The sequence below is a fragment of the Microbulbifer maximicatervae (SeqCode) genome, assembly GCF_052467505.1.
Genome location: NZ_CP174313.1, coordinates 849292 through 863895, shown reverse-complemented (window position 1 = coordinate 863895; position 14604 = coordinate 849292). Strand labels below are relative to the sequence as shown.

At 50.3% G+C, this 14604-nt stretch carries 14 protein-coding genes and 1 tRNA gene; 6 read left to right on the top strand and 9 right to left on the bottom strand.

From position 1 onward, the window contains the following. Nucleotides 1–37: 37 nt before the first annotated feature. The 3 genes from plsX to ACJJIN_RS03955 form a co-directional block, all read right to left on the bottom strand. Complete coding sequence (gene plsX / locus ACJJIN_RS03965; RefSeq protein WP_282932473.1) at nt 38–1096, bottom strand: phosphate acyltransferase PlsX; 1059 nt, start codon at nt 1094–1096, stop codon at nt 38–40. 3 nt (nt 1097–1099) lie between these two features. Next, nucleotides 1100–1294 (bottom strand): 50S ribosomal protein L32, encoded by a 195-nt coding sequence (gene rpmF / locus ACJJIN_RS03960; protein WP_108733564.1) that lies wholly within the window; start codon nt 1292–1294, stop codon nt 1100–1102. A gap of 73 nt (nt 1295–1367) precedes the next feature. Then, on the bottom strand, nt 1368–1910 hold the full coding sequence (locus ACJJIN_RS03955; protein WP_444896972.1) for a YceD family protein: 543 nt from the start codon (nt 1908–1910) through the stop codon (nt 1368–1370). A 106-nt stretch (nt 1911–2016) separates the two neighbouring features. Between ACJJIN_RS03955 and ACJJIN_RS03950 the strand changes: the two genes are divergently transcribed. Next, the gene (locus ACJJIN_RS03950; protein ID WP_444896971.1) at nt 2017–2613 is read left to right on the top strand and encodes a Maf family protein; all 597 of its coding nucleotides are present in this window, start codon (nt 2017–2019) and stop codon (nt 2611–2613) included. Here ACJJIN_RS03950 and ACJJIN_RS03945 read toward each other — a convergent pair. Continuing rightward, nucleotides 2610–3251: an HAD-IA family hydrolase gene (locus tag ACJJIN_RS03945; RefSeq protein ID WP_444896970.1), complete on the bottom strand. Its 642-nt coding sequence runs from the start codon at nt 3249–3251 to the stop codon at nt 2610–2612. The two genes, ACJJIN_RS03950 and ACJJIN_RS03945, sit on opposite strands and share 4 nt — an antisense overlap. A gap of 14 nt (nt 3252–3265) precedes the next feature. Next, complete coding sequence (rluC, locus tag ACJJIN_RS03940) at nt 3266–4261, bottom strand: 23S rRNA pseudouridine(955/2504/2580) synthase RluC (RefSeq protein WP_444896969.1); 996 nt, start codon at nt 4259–4261, stop codon at nt 3266–3268. Between the two features lie 784 nt (nt 4262–5045). Between rluC and ACJJIN_RS03935 the strand changes: the two genes are divergently transcribed. The 4 genes from ACJJIN_RS03935 (at nt 5046) to ACJJIN_RS03920 (ending at nt 10309) form a co-directional block, all read left to right on the top strand. Beyond that, on the top strand, nt 5046–8012 hold the full coding sequence (locus ACJJIN_RS03935; protein WP_444896968.1) for an Rne/Rng family ribonuclease: 2967 nt from the start codon (nt 5046–5048) through the stop codon (nt 8010–8012). A gap of 166 nt (nt 8013–8178) precedes the next feature. Further along, nucleotides 8179–8266: transfer RNA gene (locus ACJJIN_RS03930), tRNA-Ser, on the top strand. 646 nt (nt 8267–8912) lie between these two features. Continuing rightward, nucleotides 8913–9383: a hypothetical protein gene (locus tag ACJJIN_RS03925; RefSeq protein WP_444896967.1), complete on the top strand. Its 471-nt coding sequence runs from the start codon at nt 8913–8915 to the stop codon at nt 9381–9383. Then, on the top strand, nt 9380–10309 hold the full coding sequence (locus ACJJIN_RS03920; protein WP_444896966.1) for a histone deacetylase family protein: 930 nt from the start codon (nt 9380–9382) through the stop codon (nt 10307–10309). Before ACJJIN_RS03925 ends, ACJJIN_RS03920 begins: the two co-directional genes overlap by 4 nt. Before the next feature lie 139 nt (nt 10310–10448). On the opposite strand, the gene ACJJIN_RS03915 is transcribed toward ACJJIN_RS03920, so the two are convergent. Continuing rightward, a complete protein-coding gene (locus ACJJIN_RS03915; protein ID WP_444895065.1) occupies nt 10449–11399 on the bottom strand; it encodes an IS5 family transposase in 951 nt (316 codons plus the stop codon). A gap of 113 nt (nt 11400–11512) precedes the next feature. Between ACJJIN_RS03915 and ACJJIN_RS03910 the strand changes: the two genes are divergently transcribed. Further along, complete coding sequence (locus tag ACJJIN_RS03910; protein ID WP_444896965.1) at nt 11513–12166, top strand: hypothetical protein; 654 nt, start codon at nt 11513–11515, stop codon at nt 12164–12166. A 66-nt stretch (nt 12167–12232) separates the two neighbouring features. Here ACJJIN_RS03910 and ACJJIN_RS03905 read toward each other — a convergent pair whose 3' ends face one another. The 3 genes from ACJJIN_RS03905 to ACJJIN_RS03895 all read right to left on the bottom strand — a co-directional run bounded on the left by ACJJIN_RS03905 (nt 12233) and on the right by ACJJIN_RS03895 (nt 14592). Beyond that, a complete protein-coding gene (locus ACJJIN_RS03905; RefSeq protein WP_444896964.1) occupies nt 12233–13267 on the bottom strand; it encodes an IS481 family transposase in 1035 nt (344 codons plus the stop codon). Between the two features lie 509 nt (nt 13268–13776). After that, nucleotides 13777–14013 carry a hypothetical protein gene (locus ACJJIN_RS03900; protein WP_444896963.1) on the bottom strand — a complete coding sequence of 79 codons (237 nt, stop codon included), beginning with the start codon at nt 14011–14013 and terminating at the stop codon, nt 13777–13779. An 87-nt stretch (nt 14014–14100) separates the two neighbouring features. Next, nucleotides 14101–14592 carry a hypothetical protein gene (locus ACJJIN_RS03895; protein WP_444896962.1) on the bottom strand — a complete coding sequence of 164 codons (492 nt, stop codon included), beginning with the start codon at nt 14590–14592 and terminating at the stop codon, nt 14101–14103. Between the last annotated feature and the right edge of the window lie 12 nt (nt 14593–14604).

Here is a 14604-nt window from a genome sequence, read left to right as displayed (position 1 = left end):
CTAAATGTGGCTGATTTCAGTAAGGGAAAACTGCTTTTTACCCTTCATCCATGGAGCGTCTTTCGCCGGATTGTGCCATAGCGGCATCGACCCTGGCTGCCAGGTCAGCATCGGCACACTCCTTCGCCGTAACCATCGCCCGATAAAAAGCTTCGCTGCTGGCACCGCCGTGACTCTTGATCACGTTGCCCTTTACCCCTACAAAGCTGGCGCCATTATAGCGAGCAGGCTCCACCTGTGTACGCCATTTTCGCAACAGCTTTATGGCCAATTGGCCAAAAAAACGCTTGAAACACCCTCTTTTCTCGATTGTGAACGCTTTTTGACCCATTAGTCGAATCACACCCTCGGCAGATTTCATCGCGACATTACCCATCAGGCCGTCGCAAACAACCACATCTACCGAGCCGGTAAAAATATCATGCCCCTCAACAAAGCCAACATAATTGACCCCGGGGTCCGCATCGAGCAGCTCCGCTGCACGGCGTATTTCGGCGCTACCCTTATGTGCTTCCGCCCCAATATTGAGCAGTGCCACCTTTATATCCTTCACACTCTTTCGGGCAGTATGAATCCGCTGAGCCTCAATCCCCATACGGGCGAACTGAAGCAAATCCTCAGCACTGCAATCCACATTGGCACCAAGGTCCAAAAGATAGCAGGAACCCATACCCGAAGGTACAGACTTACCGAGCGCCGGCTTCCTAACACCTTGGATATTACCGAGAATACTGCGACTCAACGCCAACAAGGCGCCGGTATTGCCGGAGGTAACTGCAGCTTGCACATCTCCCGATGCAACACTCTTCAAGGCCATCGCCATGGTTGAATCGCGCTTATGGCGAACAGCCTGCAACGGATTGCACTCTTGAGTGATGACTTGCTCGCAATGGATAATTTCGAGACGGCGGGTAACGCGGCGGCGATGGCGCTGCAGCTCTTGATGAACCAGAGCTTGAAGCTCTGCGCGCGGGCCAAATAGCTTTAGCTGCGCTTCAGGGAAGTTTTGAAGAAATCTAATACATGCCGGAACGACAGAGCGGGGACCTAAGTCCCCGCCCATTGCATCCACGGCCAATCGCAATTGGCTGGACAAAGCTTACTCTTCTTCAGAGCCGCCGCTAACTTCGATCACTTTGCGACCACGGTAGAAACCGTCTTTGGTCACGTGGTGACGACGGTGCTTTTCACCGGTAGTCGGATCGACGGAAAGGGTAGCACCTGCGCCCAGCGCATCGTGGGAACGGCGCATACCGCGACGGGAACGAGTCTTCTTGTTTTGTTGAACAGCCATTGCTAGCTCCTAAAATAAACAAATTTCGCTGGAACCGGGGCGCCTACCGGCGAGCCCAAACTCATCGGGAAACCTAGGATTTACCCGACGAACCCTTCAACTGCTCCAGCACTTTAAAGGGGTTTGCCTGTTGCTCATCCGCCTCGGCAACCTCGTCACCAAAATGAAAGCTCTCCTTGGAGACACATTCTTCCTGGTGATAAGCCACCATTGGCAAATTGAGCAAAATTTCATCTTCAAGGATCTGGTGCAAGTCCAGCTCATCGCCGTCCTGGATCACCGGGTCCAGATCTTTGGGCAGGGCCTTACCCTGCTCCTCAGTCCATACGATACCCCAGCTAAACTGTGCCTCGATCTGCTCATGGACCGGTGACAAACAGCGCTGACACAAGAGGTCAACTGCAAGTTGAACCTTGCCGCTCACCGTTTGGTGACCTTGCAAGTCTCGCTCAAACTGCAATTCAGCAGAAATCTCTCCGTGGACAGACTCAACTGCACTACCAACCCGAGGCAGGGACTCCAACGGCAAAACACCATCGAGCAACTGCTCTCGCTGTACCAATTTCCGAGCATCAATGCTCTTTGGCAATACTGATTTAGAGGGGGCTATCGACATAAGCGCGCAATTCTATGGACTCACCTTAGCCTTGTCAAAACAAATCAGGCATTGCAGTATCGCCCGGTCACAAACCACTATTCGACCCAGCGGAAAATCCACCAGAATGCCCCACCCTCTGATACTAGCCTCCAGCTCTCCTTACCGCAGAACCCTACTACAACAGCTTGGCATCCCCTTTCAGCAGAATTCACCCCATATAGATGAAGCACCACAGGCGGGGGAAGCGCCAGCTGCACTCGCCCTGCGCCTCGCCACAGAGAAAGCGCGCGCCCTGGCAGGCCGCCACCCGAAATCACTGATTATCGGTTCAGATCAAGTCGCCTCTTGCGACGGGCAAATACTTGGCAAGCCAGGCAGCAGGGAGCGCGCCATCGCCCAACTGCAAGCCTGCAACGGCAAAAAAGTGATATTCCACACCGGCTTGAGCCTACTGGATAGCGCAAGCGGAGAGCAGTTGGGCGATACCGAAACCTTCACTGTCTACTTTCGGCAGTTGAGCACAGAGCAAATTGAACGATATGTAGAGCTGGAACAACCCTACGACTGCGCCGGCTCTTTTAAGGTGGAAGGGCTAGGTATCGCCCTATTTGAGAGGCTTGAAGGAGCAGATCTCAACACCCTGGTAGGGCTGCCACTAATCCGCCTTACCGATATGCTGAACCACTTTGGCATAGATCCATTGGGCCCGCAGGCCACCTAAAGGAGTGGCGGCCAGCGGAGCAGCTCAGAGAAACGATCGATAACAACCTTGGGGCCACACCCCTGCAGCCGGGTTGGGCAATGAGCGCCATAGCTCACCCCGATAGAGGGCATACCGATCGCCGCCGCCATTTCCAGGTCGTATACGGTATCCCCTACCATTACCGCCTGCTCCGGACCGGTTCCGGTCTCATGTAGCAACTCATTCAGCATCTGCGGGTCAGGCTTGGAAGCGGTCTCATCCGCACAACGACTGGCAGCAAACAAGTGGCCGAGGCCGTGCTCCTCAAATTCCCGATTGAGCCCCTGCCGACTCTTCCCAGTCGCTACCGCCAACTGGTGACCACCGCACAGCAACTGGTCCAAGGTATCCAGGACCCCCTCAAATAACGGCAGGGGTTCAACCCGGGCCGCCATCCACTCATCAAAGTAAAGTTGGCGCAACGTGAGTTTTTCCTCACTGGCAGCCTCCGGAAACAGAGAGGATATCGCCTCCGGCAGACCAAGCCCGATGATGTTGCTAACCGCTTCCGGGGCAAGCACCGGCAAACCGGCTCTATCTGCTGCCCGCAACATACAATCGACGATACGCGCCTCAGAATTACAAACCGTCCCGTCCCAATCGAGGATTACCAACATAACAAAAGAACGCCCTACTCTTCCCTTAACCTATTCAGCACTGCACTCAGTTCCGCAGGGAGTGGAGCCTCCACCTCAACCTTGGAGCCATCTGGCAAAGAGCAGCGCACTGAAGCCGAGTGCAAAAAGAGACGCTTCAGACCGCGACCACGAAATTCACGATTGACTTCGTCCGAGGTGTACTTGTTGTCGCCCGCCAGAGGACAACCAACAAACTGTGCATGAACTCGAATTTGGTGTGTTCGCCCGGTGACCGGCTCTGCGGAAAGCAGAGTCGCCGCCTTAAATCTCTCAATCAACTTAAAGCGCGTCTCTGAAGGCTTACCCTCAGGGTGCACTGACACCATTCTCTCGCCACTTTTCAAAGTGTTCTTGCGCAAAGGCGCCTCAACAACACGGCGACCTCGGGGCCACTTGCCCACCGCCAATGCCTGATACGATTTACCGATCTTTCCCGCCCGCAACTCCGACTGAACATGCTGCAATACCGCGCGCTTGCGGGCCACCATGATGGCGCCACTGGTATCCCGGTCCAGGCGGTGCACCAACTCAATAAACGGGCTTTGCGGAAACATCTGGCGCAAAACTTCAATCAGGCCCAATCTGACACCGCTGCCGCCATGGACCGCAAGGCCCGACGGTTTATTGATCACCATAAGCCCGTGCTTGTCGTAAAGTATGGACTCTTGGATCAGCTGGCGCAGAGATTCACCAGCCAGAGGGGCCTCAGCCTGCTCGGCAACACGAATTGGCGGCACTCGCACCACATCGCCCGCCTTTAACTTGTATTCAGCCTTTATTCGTCCTTTATTTACTCTTACCTCACCCTTACGCAGGATTCGGTATATACGTGAACGCGGCACACCCTTGAGGCGCGCCTGGAGGAAATTGTCGATCCTCTGTCCCGCCAGCTCTTCAGGTACAGTTAAAAGCTGCACGCCGCCAGATGGATTCGAGGTCTTTGATGGGGTCTCGGCCGGAGCCTTCTTAGGGTGGGGTATACTTCGCATGACGCGCATCATAGCGTTGCCAGGGATACAATTGAAGCACCTCCCTGCCCATGCTATATTCGGCCGGCCTGAATTCGGCGTATTTTCGGTCAAAGGCGACTTCCCACATGAAGAGATAGCCGTGACCCCAACGAAAATACCCCATTCGGTCGGTGCGCGGGGATGCCGCGTCATTGATAAAACTTAGCCGTTGAGATGTCCCCCAATTACCAGAACCAGAGGGGAGCTCACCGGCAACAACAGCCCGCGCTTATGCGGGTAATTATCGCGAAGGTAAGACGGGCCGTGACCCGCAGCGCTTGAAAGGACGACTCAAACTTGCGTCCGGTTTTGCAGAATACGACGAGCCAGCAACCGAACTGGCAACCAGGGCAGCACAGCTTCCGCAAGCCTGGTAAAAAAATTAAGAAGAATGGGTATCAGCCAAAAGCTGAACTGCAGAACCTCTGATGATTGACGCAAACCTTGCCGCCCAGTATGAAACAAACCAAGGGGCGGCGCCCAACCCTGCTGCGGAAGCCTGCAGCACAGGTACAGGGCAGTACTAACAAAAGGTATTAAAGGTACCAACGGATAGCACAATAACAGCGCGTATCCGGAGTTTTTGCAGAGCGAATAATAGGCAAATGCCAGTCTCAACAAGCCGCATAGATCCATGGCGCGGTAGAGCCGGTATACCTTATTTTCCCTGCCCTGCCTGGTGGTCCTCTCCACCGGACAGCCAACAAGCAAGCCTGTGAGTAGCGGTGTCACACCTTTGCGCAACGCAAGGAAAACGACACGCATGAAAAGAATGCTAATCAACGCAACCCAACCTGAAGAGTTGCGTGTTGCCCTGGTCGACGGCCAGTGGCTCTATGATTTAGATATTGAGAACCGAACCCGCCAGCAGAAAAAAGCGAACATCTACAAAGGTAAGATTACCCGTGTAGAACCCTCCCTCGAAGCTGCATTCGTCGACTACGGCGAAGAGCGCCACGGGTTCCTCCCCCTGAAAGAAATCTCTCGCGAGTACTTCCTCAAGCAGCCCAAAGACATCGAAGGCCGCATCAAAATCAAAGATGTTGTCAAAGAAGGCATGGAAGTTATTGTCCAGGTGGACAAAGAAGAGCGCGGCAACAAAGGCGCTGCCCTCACCACCTTTGTCAGCCTCGCCGGCCGCTACTTAGTGTTAATGCCCAACAATCCTCGTGCCGGCGGTATCTCCCGCCGCATTGAAGGTGATGAGCGCTCCGAGCTCCGCGATGCATTGGCCAGTGTAGATGTCCCCTCAGGCATGGGCATCATCGTGCGTACCGCCGGCGTTGGCCGCAGCGGTGACGAACTGCAATGGGACCTCAACTACCTGCTGCAACTTTGGAATGCCATCAAGGAAGAAGCTGATACCTCCAAAGCGCCCCACTTCCTGTTCCAGGAAAGCAACGTCATTATCCGCGCCATCCGCGACTACATGCGCGATGATATCGGCGAAGTTATTGTCGACGACAAAGGCGCCTTTGAGCTGGCCGCAGAGTTTGCCCGCCAGGTAATGCCCCACTACGCCAATAAAGTAAAGTACTACGAAGACGCCATCCCGCTGTTCAATCGCTATCAAATTGAAAGCCAGATTGAGACAGCGTTCGAGCGCGAAGTAAAGCTCCCCTCCGGTGGCTCCATCGTTATCGATGTGACCGAGGCTCTGGTATCTATCGATATCAACTCCTCCCGCGCAACCAAGGGCGGCGATATCGAAGAGACCGCGCGCAATATCAACCTGGAAGCCGCCGACGAAATCGCTCGCCAGCTGCGCCTGCGCGATATGGGCGGACTGGTTGTAATCGACTTTATCGACATGCAGAGCAAGTCCAACCAGCGCGAAGTTGAAAAGCGCATGGAGAAGGCCCTCAGCATGGACCGCGCCCGCGTTCAGGTTGGCCGCATCTCCCGCTTCGGACTTTTGGAAATGTCCCGCCAGCGCCTGCGCCCATCCCTGGGTGAAACCACCTTCCGCGTCTGCCCCCGCTGTAGCGGTCAAGGCACTATTCGCGGCACCAAATCTCTGGCTCTCTCCATTCTCCGCCTGGTAGAAGAGGAAGCGAAGAAAGAGCGCAGCGCCGAGATCCGCGCAATCACTCCGGTGAATGTCGCGACCTACCTGCTGAACGAAAAGCGTAAAACGATCTCCCAGATCGAGTCCCGCAATTCCACTCGCGTAGTAGTTGTGCCCAGCGCGGAAATGGAAACGCCGCACTTTGAAGTTCAGCGACTCCGCGACGATGACACTGCCACCCTGGAAACCTCCTACAAGATTTCTGGCACTGCCGAAGAAACAGTGACCAAGAAAGAGGAAAAACCACAGCGTCCAGCTCCAGTGCAAGCGGCCGTACAGCAAATTGCCCACACCGCTCCAGCACCCACTCCGGAGAAAAAGGAAGAGCCTGGCCTCTTCAGCCGATTGATTAGCGCTATCGCCTCCTTCTTCACCGCAGAAGAGGAAGAGCCGAAGAAACATCAAAAGTCCAAAGGCCGTGGCAAGGACTACCAGCAGCGCAACCGCAATCGCAACCAGCGCGGAAATCGCAACAACCGCAGTGGCCGCCCCGCGCGCCGCAAGGATGATCGCCGCGAAGACAATAAACGCGACGACCAACGCGAAGATAAGCGCAGCGCCAAGCTGGACGAGCATGACAGCGCCTCCGATCGCCAGGGTGAGGGTCAGCGTAGACGTCGCCGTCGCCGCAACGACAACCGCCGCAGCGACAACCGCACTCAAACTGCTGAAACTCAAAATACCGTTGATACCAACGAACAGACTGGAGACACTTCCGATCAGCAGCGTCCAGCGCGTCGCCCAAGCAATGTGCGCGGCCGCCCTCAAGCGCGCCGTCGCGGCGGACGCCGCAGTGAGAACACCGCAGCAACCGCGGTAGCTCACAGTCAGGAAGAACTGAATCGCGAAGTTCACGAAGCCATCGACGAAGCTGAAAGCGAAGCCCGCAAGACCAAGGAAGTCACAAAAGAGACTCGTACCGAGGCGCCCAAGCCCAAAGCGAAAGACTCTCAGAAGCCTCAGAGAGCTCCCAAGCAAGCAGCTCAGCCCGCCATCACAATGCCGGTGCGCACTGCTCACGAGGAAAAGTCCGAAGCACGAGAGACCCAGAAGCCTGCAGCTCAACCGCAAAGCGCCCCGCAGGCAGCCAAAGCAGCCGCCTCCGAGCAGCAACAGCAGCCTACTCAGCCCAAGCCCAAAGCTACCCCGGTAGAAAAAGCAGCTGCACCAGCTGCCGAGCCGGCCAAGCCTGTAGAGCAAGCGCCAGAACAAAAAGCCACCACGGCAGAAGTTCCGGCTGCCCCCAAAGCTGAAACCACTCCTGCCAAGCCAGAAGTAGAAGCAGCAGAAGAAATCGTGCTTGAAGAAGCACAAGCTGCAGCTGAAGCTTTGCAGGAACAGGCAGGCACCAGCGAGCCGGAAGTTCAGGAAGAAATTGTTGCCGCCGAGCAGGCAGCTTCCGAAGAGGAACCGACCGCACCCAGCCAGGGACGCGCAGTAAATGATCCGCGCATCAACCCCAAACCACTGGGTGAATTCTCAATTGTTACTGAGCGCCGTGAAGTGGGCTCCCAGCAGCCTCTGGATACCGCGCAGCCGGCAGCGATTGAGCACAATCCACGCGCCCTCGCCCGCCCGGCCAACGACCCGCGTATCAGCCGCAAGGCCGTAGAAGTTGATGCCAACGCAGATATCGATCGCGACTCTGCAGAAGCGAGCTAAGCGGTAGCTGCCAAGCCGCCCCGGCCAATGGCCGGGGCGGCCTTATCAACCTGACAGCAAGCCTTAAGCTGGTCAATAAATCACCTAACTTATTGAACTATATAAAAAAAAATCAAAATGGCGCTTGTACATCCCGAGAAGCTATGTATAATGCGCAGCACAATTTGGTGGGGTGGCTGAGTGGTCGAAAGCGGCGGTCTTGAAAACCGTTGACTGTAACAGGTCCCAGGGTTCGAATCCCTGCCCCACCGCCATATAAAGTCTTGTAAATCATAGACTTACAAGCATCGAAGGGCGGTACCAATTTCCTTGGTACCGCCCTTTTTCGTTTACGTCTCAACAAAGTCTCAACGCAAATTTAGCAACCACTACCAAGGAGCTGACGGGTTGAGCCCTTAGCATCGCTCTCAGTCGCTTTTCTCATCCTGCCGTGACGACTGCACTACCTTGGCCTACGAAAGCTCTGAGACGCGCCTTGAGGGGCGAAAGAGAACTTCACTCCCTTTCAAATCTCTTCAATGTGTGAAATTGAAAATGGCCTTAGAGCCCGCATCAGCTCACAACCATCCCCTCTTCACAATTTCACCAACCAAAAGAACGCCAAAAATCGGCAGGCGTGGGGAGGAGTGAACGGCAGCAATTTTTGCTGATCAAAAAACAACCTGCGACTTCTTCCAACTCTGGCAATTGCGCTTTTTTAAAGGTGTTTTATTCTGAAAAGCCTTCGTGATAGCTTTAAATAGCTGACACAAGCTTGTGAACATATTTGAAAACTTGGCACAGATAACCAATTACATATACACGGTTATCTGCAACCATTTTAGTTAAATATTTTTCAATAAAAATGGTTTGTGCTAACAGGGAAATGAAAAAGTAACACTTGGTGTAAAGGAGACCGTTTTGTTAAAAGTTCACGTTTGGCCTCCACACGGTAATATGGTAGGACACACCTCATTATCGTTCGGAAATAACTACGTTAGTTTCTGGCCAGAAGATGAAGCAGGGAAAAAAGATTTAAAAATTAAAACAAGCCAGCCCGGCCATTTTATGGCTGCGCTGCAAGAGGATATTGTCGCAGAAGGAAATCGCCAACCTATCACTGTAACTATTTTAAAATTTGATGAAGAAAAGCTATCACGTTTTATTGCGGATCTAAGGTCAAATATTCCCAGGTATCAAATTGCTCGTTACAACTGTTCGAATGTAGTTTCAGAGTGCCTAAAAGTTGCCTGCAACACTCCCCCCACCTTTCATCCTAGCGCCCATGACTACAGTAAGTTTGGGAAGGTTCTTGGTCGAGGCGTATGGACTCCAAATGAAGTTTTAAGGTATGCAAGAGAGCTATCAGCATATGGAAAAGAATTCGCATGAATGTCATCTACAGTAAACACTACAATATAAATCTTGGCCTATTGAACTACCTACATCCTTTTGATGGAAATAAGTTCCAGAAGATTCACCGCCAACTAATGGGCAATAAAGAAATAAATTTTTTAGAGCCGGAATCTCCCGTCAGCATGGAGGTTATCGACAATTTTCTATCAAGCATCATGAGGCACAGAGTGCGCAATAAAAATGGAATTTTTCAAGCACTTGAGATTCCTAGAATCCCTCTGGTTAGCTTCTCACTATTAGATAAAAAAATCCTTTCTCCTATGCGCTGGGGAGTAGCGGGGACTATCCTTGGAGCAAAATCTGCCCTTGAAAATGGTGGCATCTACTGGAATCTATCCGGTGGATACCATCACGCTATGCAGCAGAACATGGAAGGATTCTGTATCTATAACGATATAGGTATTTGTCATCAACTATTGATAAATAGCGGACTACTCAAACCCGAAGAAAAAATATTGATAATCGATACAGATGCTCATCACGGTAACGGAAATGCTTATACTTTTATGGACAATAAAAATGTAACACTTTTAGATATTTATAATGCCGGCATTTACCCAACATCGAGTTATACGCGTGATCGTGTAGATATTTCAGTTCCACTGACACCAGGAACTGGTGGTCTAGATTACTTAAACCAATATAGAGAAGCATTGAAAAAACTAGATGATGACTACCGACTTGCCTTTGTAGTTGCTGGCACAGATCCACTAGCCATTGACAAACTGGGTGGACTTCGTCTAACTATCGGAAACATAGCAGAAAGAGAAAGATTAACATTAAATGCCCTTAATGAGCGCTCTATACCTGCCGTGATACTTGGTGGTGGCGGATACTCAAAAGTCAGCTCAAAGGCTGTAGTTGAAGCAATTAAGAAATGCTCAGACTTAGGGACCCTCTGATCAACGAAGCATTTTTCCAGAATTAAGCTGAGCTGCTTGAAAAATTCACTTTATTACGCACAAACGCGTAATTTGCGCGTAATAGTCCACTAATTTTTCATCTGAAACCCTCAATAGGTGGATTTCAGGCGAACCACCCCTAGGCAGCCAAGTATTTTCTCCCTATTATTAAGTTGGTAAAGCCTGCCAGTAAGCACAGCCTCTCAGTATTTTTTACCAGTCCCCGATAGCGGACCTTGTCATAACCAAATACCCGTTTGATGTAGCGGAAGGGGTGCTCGACCTTCGCTCTTATCTGCGCCTTGATCTTTTCCGCTTTACGAAGTGCATCACGCCCTGGAAGAGTTTTTAGCTTGCTCGGCTTCATTGCTATATACCAATCCGCCTCCCGCTCTTTCAACTCTTCACGTTTCTCCGCACCAATGTACCCAGAGTCTCCCCAGATTCTTTTCTCCTCCCCGTGGAGAACTCGCTCTGTAGTTGTGACATCATGCGAATTCGCTGCTGTTGTATCTATGCTATGTATTACTCCGAGCACATCATCAACCCCGATATGCATTTTCATTCCAAAATGCCACTGATTGCCTTTCTTTGTTTGATGCATTTCTGGATCACGTTTTTTCTTTTTATTCTTGGTTGAAGTTGGCGCAGAGATAATAGTGGCATCTACAATCGTGCCTTCACGCAGTACCATGCCATTCTCAGCAAGATGCTTGTTGATTTCATCAAAAAGAGCTGCACCTAGCTGATTGAGCTCCAGTAAGTGGCGAAAGTTAAGAATCGTTGTTTCATCGGGAATTGGGCCGCTCAAAGTCAATCCAGCAAAACTACGCATGGATTCAATTTCATACAGTGCATCCTCCATAGCGGGATCACTGAGATTATAAAATAGCTGCATGCAATGAATACGGAGCATGACACTCAATGGATATGGCTGTCGGCCACGTTTGCCTTGTGGATAGCAAGGAGTGATCTGAGCTTCTAGTCGCTGCCATGGGATGAGGGCTTCCATTTGAGAAAGAAACTTCTCTCGGCGAGTTATACGGCGCTTTAGCTTATATTCTGCTTCGGCAAAGGTGACTTGGTGCATAATTCATCGTAGTCTTGATGGGTAGGTGAATATTACCAATATTGGCTTGGAATTATTCAGAGGTTCCTTAGAAAATAAATCCGCGCAAAACAATCTAACAAGAGAACAATATTATGAACGACGAAAGCATGCGCTCTGAATTGGCACAGAAAGGAAAAGAGGCAAAGAGAACAGATTGGAACCCAATAACTGTCGCTGGCAACTTGAAAGCTTTTTTGGTTGGCGTAACTGGGGCCATATTAGGAATAGTGGGAGTATATGAAGTGTTTGTAGTGAATGAGCTAAGGATAGAAAACAATAAACTAAATATAAAAATTGAAACCATAGAAAAAAATATAAAACTATCAGAAGCATACCTGAATCTAAAAAGTGAAATATCAATTAGCAATGGACGAGCTGAAATTTTTGGAAGTCAGCTCAATGTTTGCCTCACCGAAAACAGGAAAATGAATGGCTTGAACTACAAAATAAAATTAATAGAAAGCGAGCTGGAATCCTGTAGAATCTCCCAAAAATCTGTCCTACAAAACAAAAACAAAACTATCGCCAGGCTATCTAAGGATGCCGACATTTTAGCAGAGATATCAGCTCTACAAAGAACTCAAGCAGACGTTGAAAGAGAGCTAGAAAATCACCAGGGGTCGGCCTACACAAGTAGAGAATTAACCGCGGGAGGAAAAAGAGAAGAAGCTAGGTTAAAAAACAGAATAAATCTGATACAAGAACAAATAACAACCCTAACTGAAGCATTGAAGTCAAGAGGTTAAAGTGTAGTAGTTCAGACTTGATCTGACAGTTACCGGTTTTTCTGAAGGTGCTCTATCAGGTCAAATTCAGTTTACGAACTTCTCCTTCCAGATACTTTTACCCTCTTCAAGGGTTGCCATCGGTGTGCGAGCACAACACTTTTTACCCTGATGAGTTCGACCATTATTGTAATATTCGAGCCATTCGTCTAGATCCTTTTGTAGCTCTTCTATTGATCCATAGATCTTTCGTCGTAAAGATGGCTGGTAGAACTCTTGTAATATAGTTTTATGGAAGCGCTCACAGATACCATTTGTTTGTGGGTGCCTGGCTTTTGTCTTGGTATGTTCTATCTCGTTGATGTTCAAGTACAACTGATAATCATGCTGCTCCAGCTTGCCACAATATTCAGTACTGCGGTCAGTCAAAATACGCAACACCGGCAGATCATGCATGACGTAAAACGGTAATACACGATCATTCAGAAGATCTGCTGCTGTGATTGGTGTCTTAGTGGTGTACAACTTGCAATGGGCTACTTTTGCATAGGTATCGACATAGGTTTGTTGGTAAACACGCCCAACCCCCTTAAATGTTCCGACATAGAAGGTGTCCTGAGAACCTAGATAGCCGGGGTGTTGAGTATCAATTTCCCCGCAGGCTTCATCATCATGTCGCTTTCTTTCCAAGGCCTGAACCTGCGACTCCGTGAGGATTAGCCCCTCCTTAGCGACCTTGGCTTCAAGTGCTTTTAATCTTAATTTAAAGTTAGCCAGGTCGTTCCGTAACCAGATACTCCGAACACCACTGGGGGACACGAATACGCCACGTTTACGTAGCTCATTGGAGACTCGAACCTGTCCATGGGCAGGCTCTTGGAGGGCATAAGTCAACACTGCCTCTCCAATTGCTGTGTCAACACGGTTCTTGTGGTTAGGCACCCGTCGACTCTTTTCAAGAAGGGCGTCCACACCGCCACTTGAAGCAGCTTCCTTGTACCGATAGAAAGTGTCTCTCGATACACCAAGCACCTTGCAAGCTTTTGAGATGTTGCCAAGCTCTTCTGCAAGATTGAGCAATCCGGTCTTGTGTTTGATGATACGATCATTAGTATGGATCATGGGGTTTATCCTTGGTTTTGTTTTTAGGTTTAGGCACCTTCATCAAAACCGGTAAGCCCCTCTTTTTCAAGAGGATGTGTCAGATTTGGTCTGAACTAATACATATTAGGACCGAAAATAGTCCTGCATGAACCTATCAGCTACATATATACTCACAAAAATATTAAAAAGCAGAACAACCAATGATTGCCTTCTGAGCAACTTCAGCTTTTAGTCCTCTCAGTATGGGTTGCCAGCCAATCCATACTTCTCTCAATCCCACGCATCTGCGTAAGCATTAGTTCTAACTCCTTTCGCAGATTCACGCCCATGGCAACAGAAAAGCTTCCAACGTATTTTGTATAGTTCAAGATGCCAATAGCGTACATCGGTCTATTGTCATAGCTCGACCGATAACGATTGACCTGTACTGGCTCTCCATCAAAGAAAATATTCCTAGTGCCCATAGCGGCCCCCTAATCACTGTACATATACAGTAACCAAGGGCTGCCAACCCCAACCAAGGTAGGTTAGGTTTTGAGCTGGCCTTCAGTGTCTGGGCATCGTTCCACCAGTACCCTACCCCTTTCAATCGAGTACTCAGCAAACTTGCCTGTCACAATGTCCAGAATTTGCAGCCAGGAATAGAACAGCGCTTTCTTAGATTTAGCAATTTTTTGTGCCAGCTCTTTTGCCGCCTCCTGGGTTGGCTTCTGTCCATTCCCAGGGTGCGAGTGAGTCGCAAGGGTAGCAGTGAGGGCAGACACTACTCCGATTAAATCCTCTAGCACTTTCAGCACATTTAAAGATTCACTGCCTAACCAAACCTTGCCGCCATCTTTTACTTTGATGGTTTAGCGGACCTTGGCCACTGATTCGCGAATGTTTCCGATTTGTTCCTTTATGTCGCGCCCCACTGAAATATTAATATCACTGCCGCTGGTAATATTTAGATTATCTAGGGCTGACAAGTTCAGGCCACCAGCAGATAAGAAACGTAAAGCTCCAAGAACTTCAATTATTTTTACGCCGGCCACTTCTTCCACGGAATGCTCATGGACTTGGCAGTGTTCGCTATCACAGTTTGTCTTTATTTCGGCGGCCTCTGTAATTCTGCGTAGTGATTTCTCGCGTATATCACCGTGCGTTTCCCGACTCCATTCTGCGCTGGCGTCAACCTTTTGCAGCACAGAGTTGCATTGCTGCCAAATTAAATCTTCACAGTCGAGCGCTGGGAGCCCTACCCCATGCGATAACACCGTGCGAATAAATGGTTTATCCGCCCGGCCATAGGCGAAATCTATTTCAACCACTGTGCCCGGTTGAGGAAAACTGATCCTACCCACCAACAACGGACA

What these genes read in the sequence shown, in the direction of transcription:
- ACJJIN_RS03945 (WP_444896970.1), bottom strand. Translation starts at nt 3,251, where the DNA reads ATGTTGGTAATCCTCGATTGGGACGGGACGGTTTGTAATTCTGAGGCG.
- ACJJIN_RS03950 (WP_444896971.1), top strand. Translation starts at nt 2,017, where the DNA reads ATGCCCCACCCTCTGATACTAGCCTCCAGCTCTCCTTACCGCAGAACC.
- ACJJIN_RS03935 (WP_444896968.1), top strand. Translation starts at nt 5,046, where the DNA reads ATGAAAAGAATGCTAATCAACGCAACCCAACCTGAAGAGTTGCGTGTT.
- ACJJIN_RS03920 (WP_444896966.1), top strand. Translation starts at nt 9,380, where the DNA reads ATGAATGTCATCTACAGTAAACACTACAATATAAATCTTGGCCTATTG.
- rluC (WP_444896969.1), bottom strand. Translation starts at nt 4,261, where the DNA reads ATGCGAAGTATACCCCACCCTAAGAAGGCTCCGGCCGAGACCCCATCA.
- ACJJIN_RS03915 (WP_444895065.1), bottom strand. Translation starts at nt 11,399, where the DNA reads ATGCACCAAGTCACCTTTGCCGAAGCAGAATATAAGCTAAAGCGCCGT.
- ACJJIN_RS03905 (WP_444896964.1), bottom strand. Translation starts at nt 13,267, where the DNA reads ATGATCCATACTAATGATCGTATCATCAAACACAAGACCGGATTGCTC.
- ACJJIN_RS03910 (WP_444896965.1), top strand. Translation starts at nt 11,513, where the DNA reads ATGAACGACGAAAGCATGCGCTCTGAATTGGCACAGAAAGGAAAAGAG.
- ACJJIN_RS03955 (WP_444896972.1), bottom strand. Translation starts at nt 1,910, where the DNA reads ATGTCGATAGCCCCCTCTAAATCAGTATTGCCAAAGAGCATTGATGCT.
- rpmF (WP_108733564.1), bottom strand. Translation starts at nt 1,294, where the DNA reads ATGGCTGTTCAACAAAACAAGAAGACTCGTTCCCGTCGCGGTATGCGC.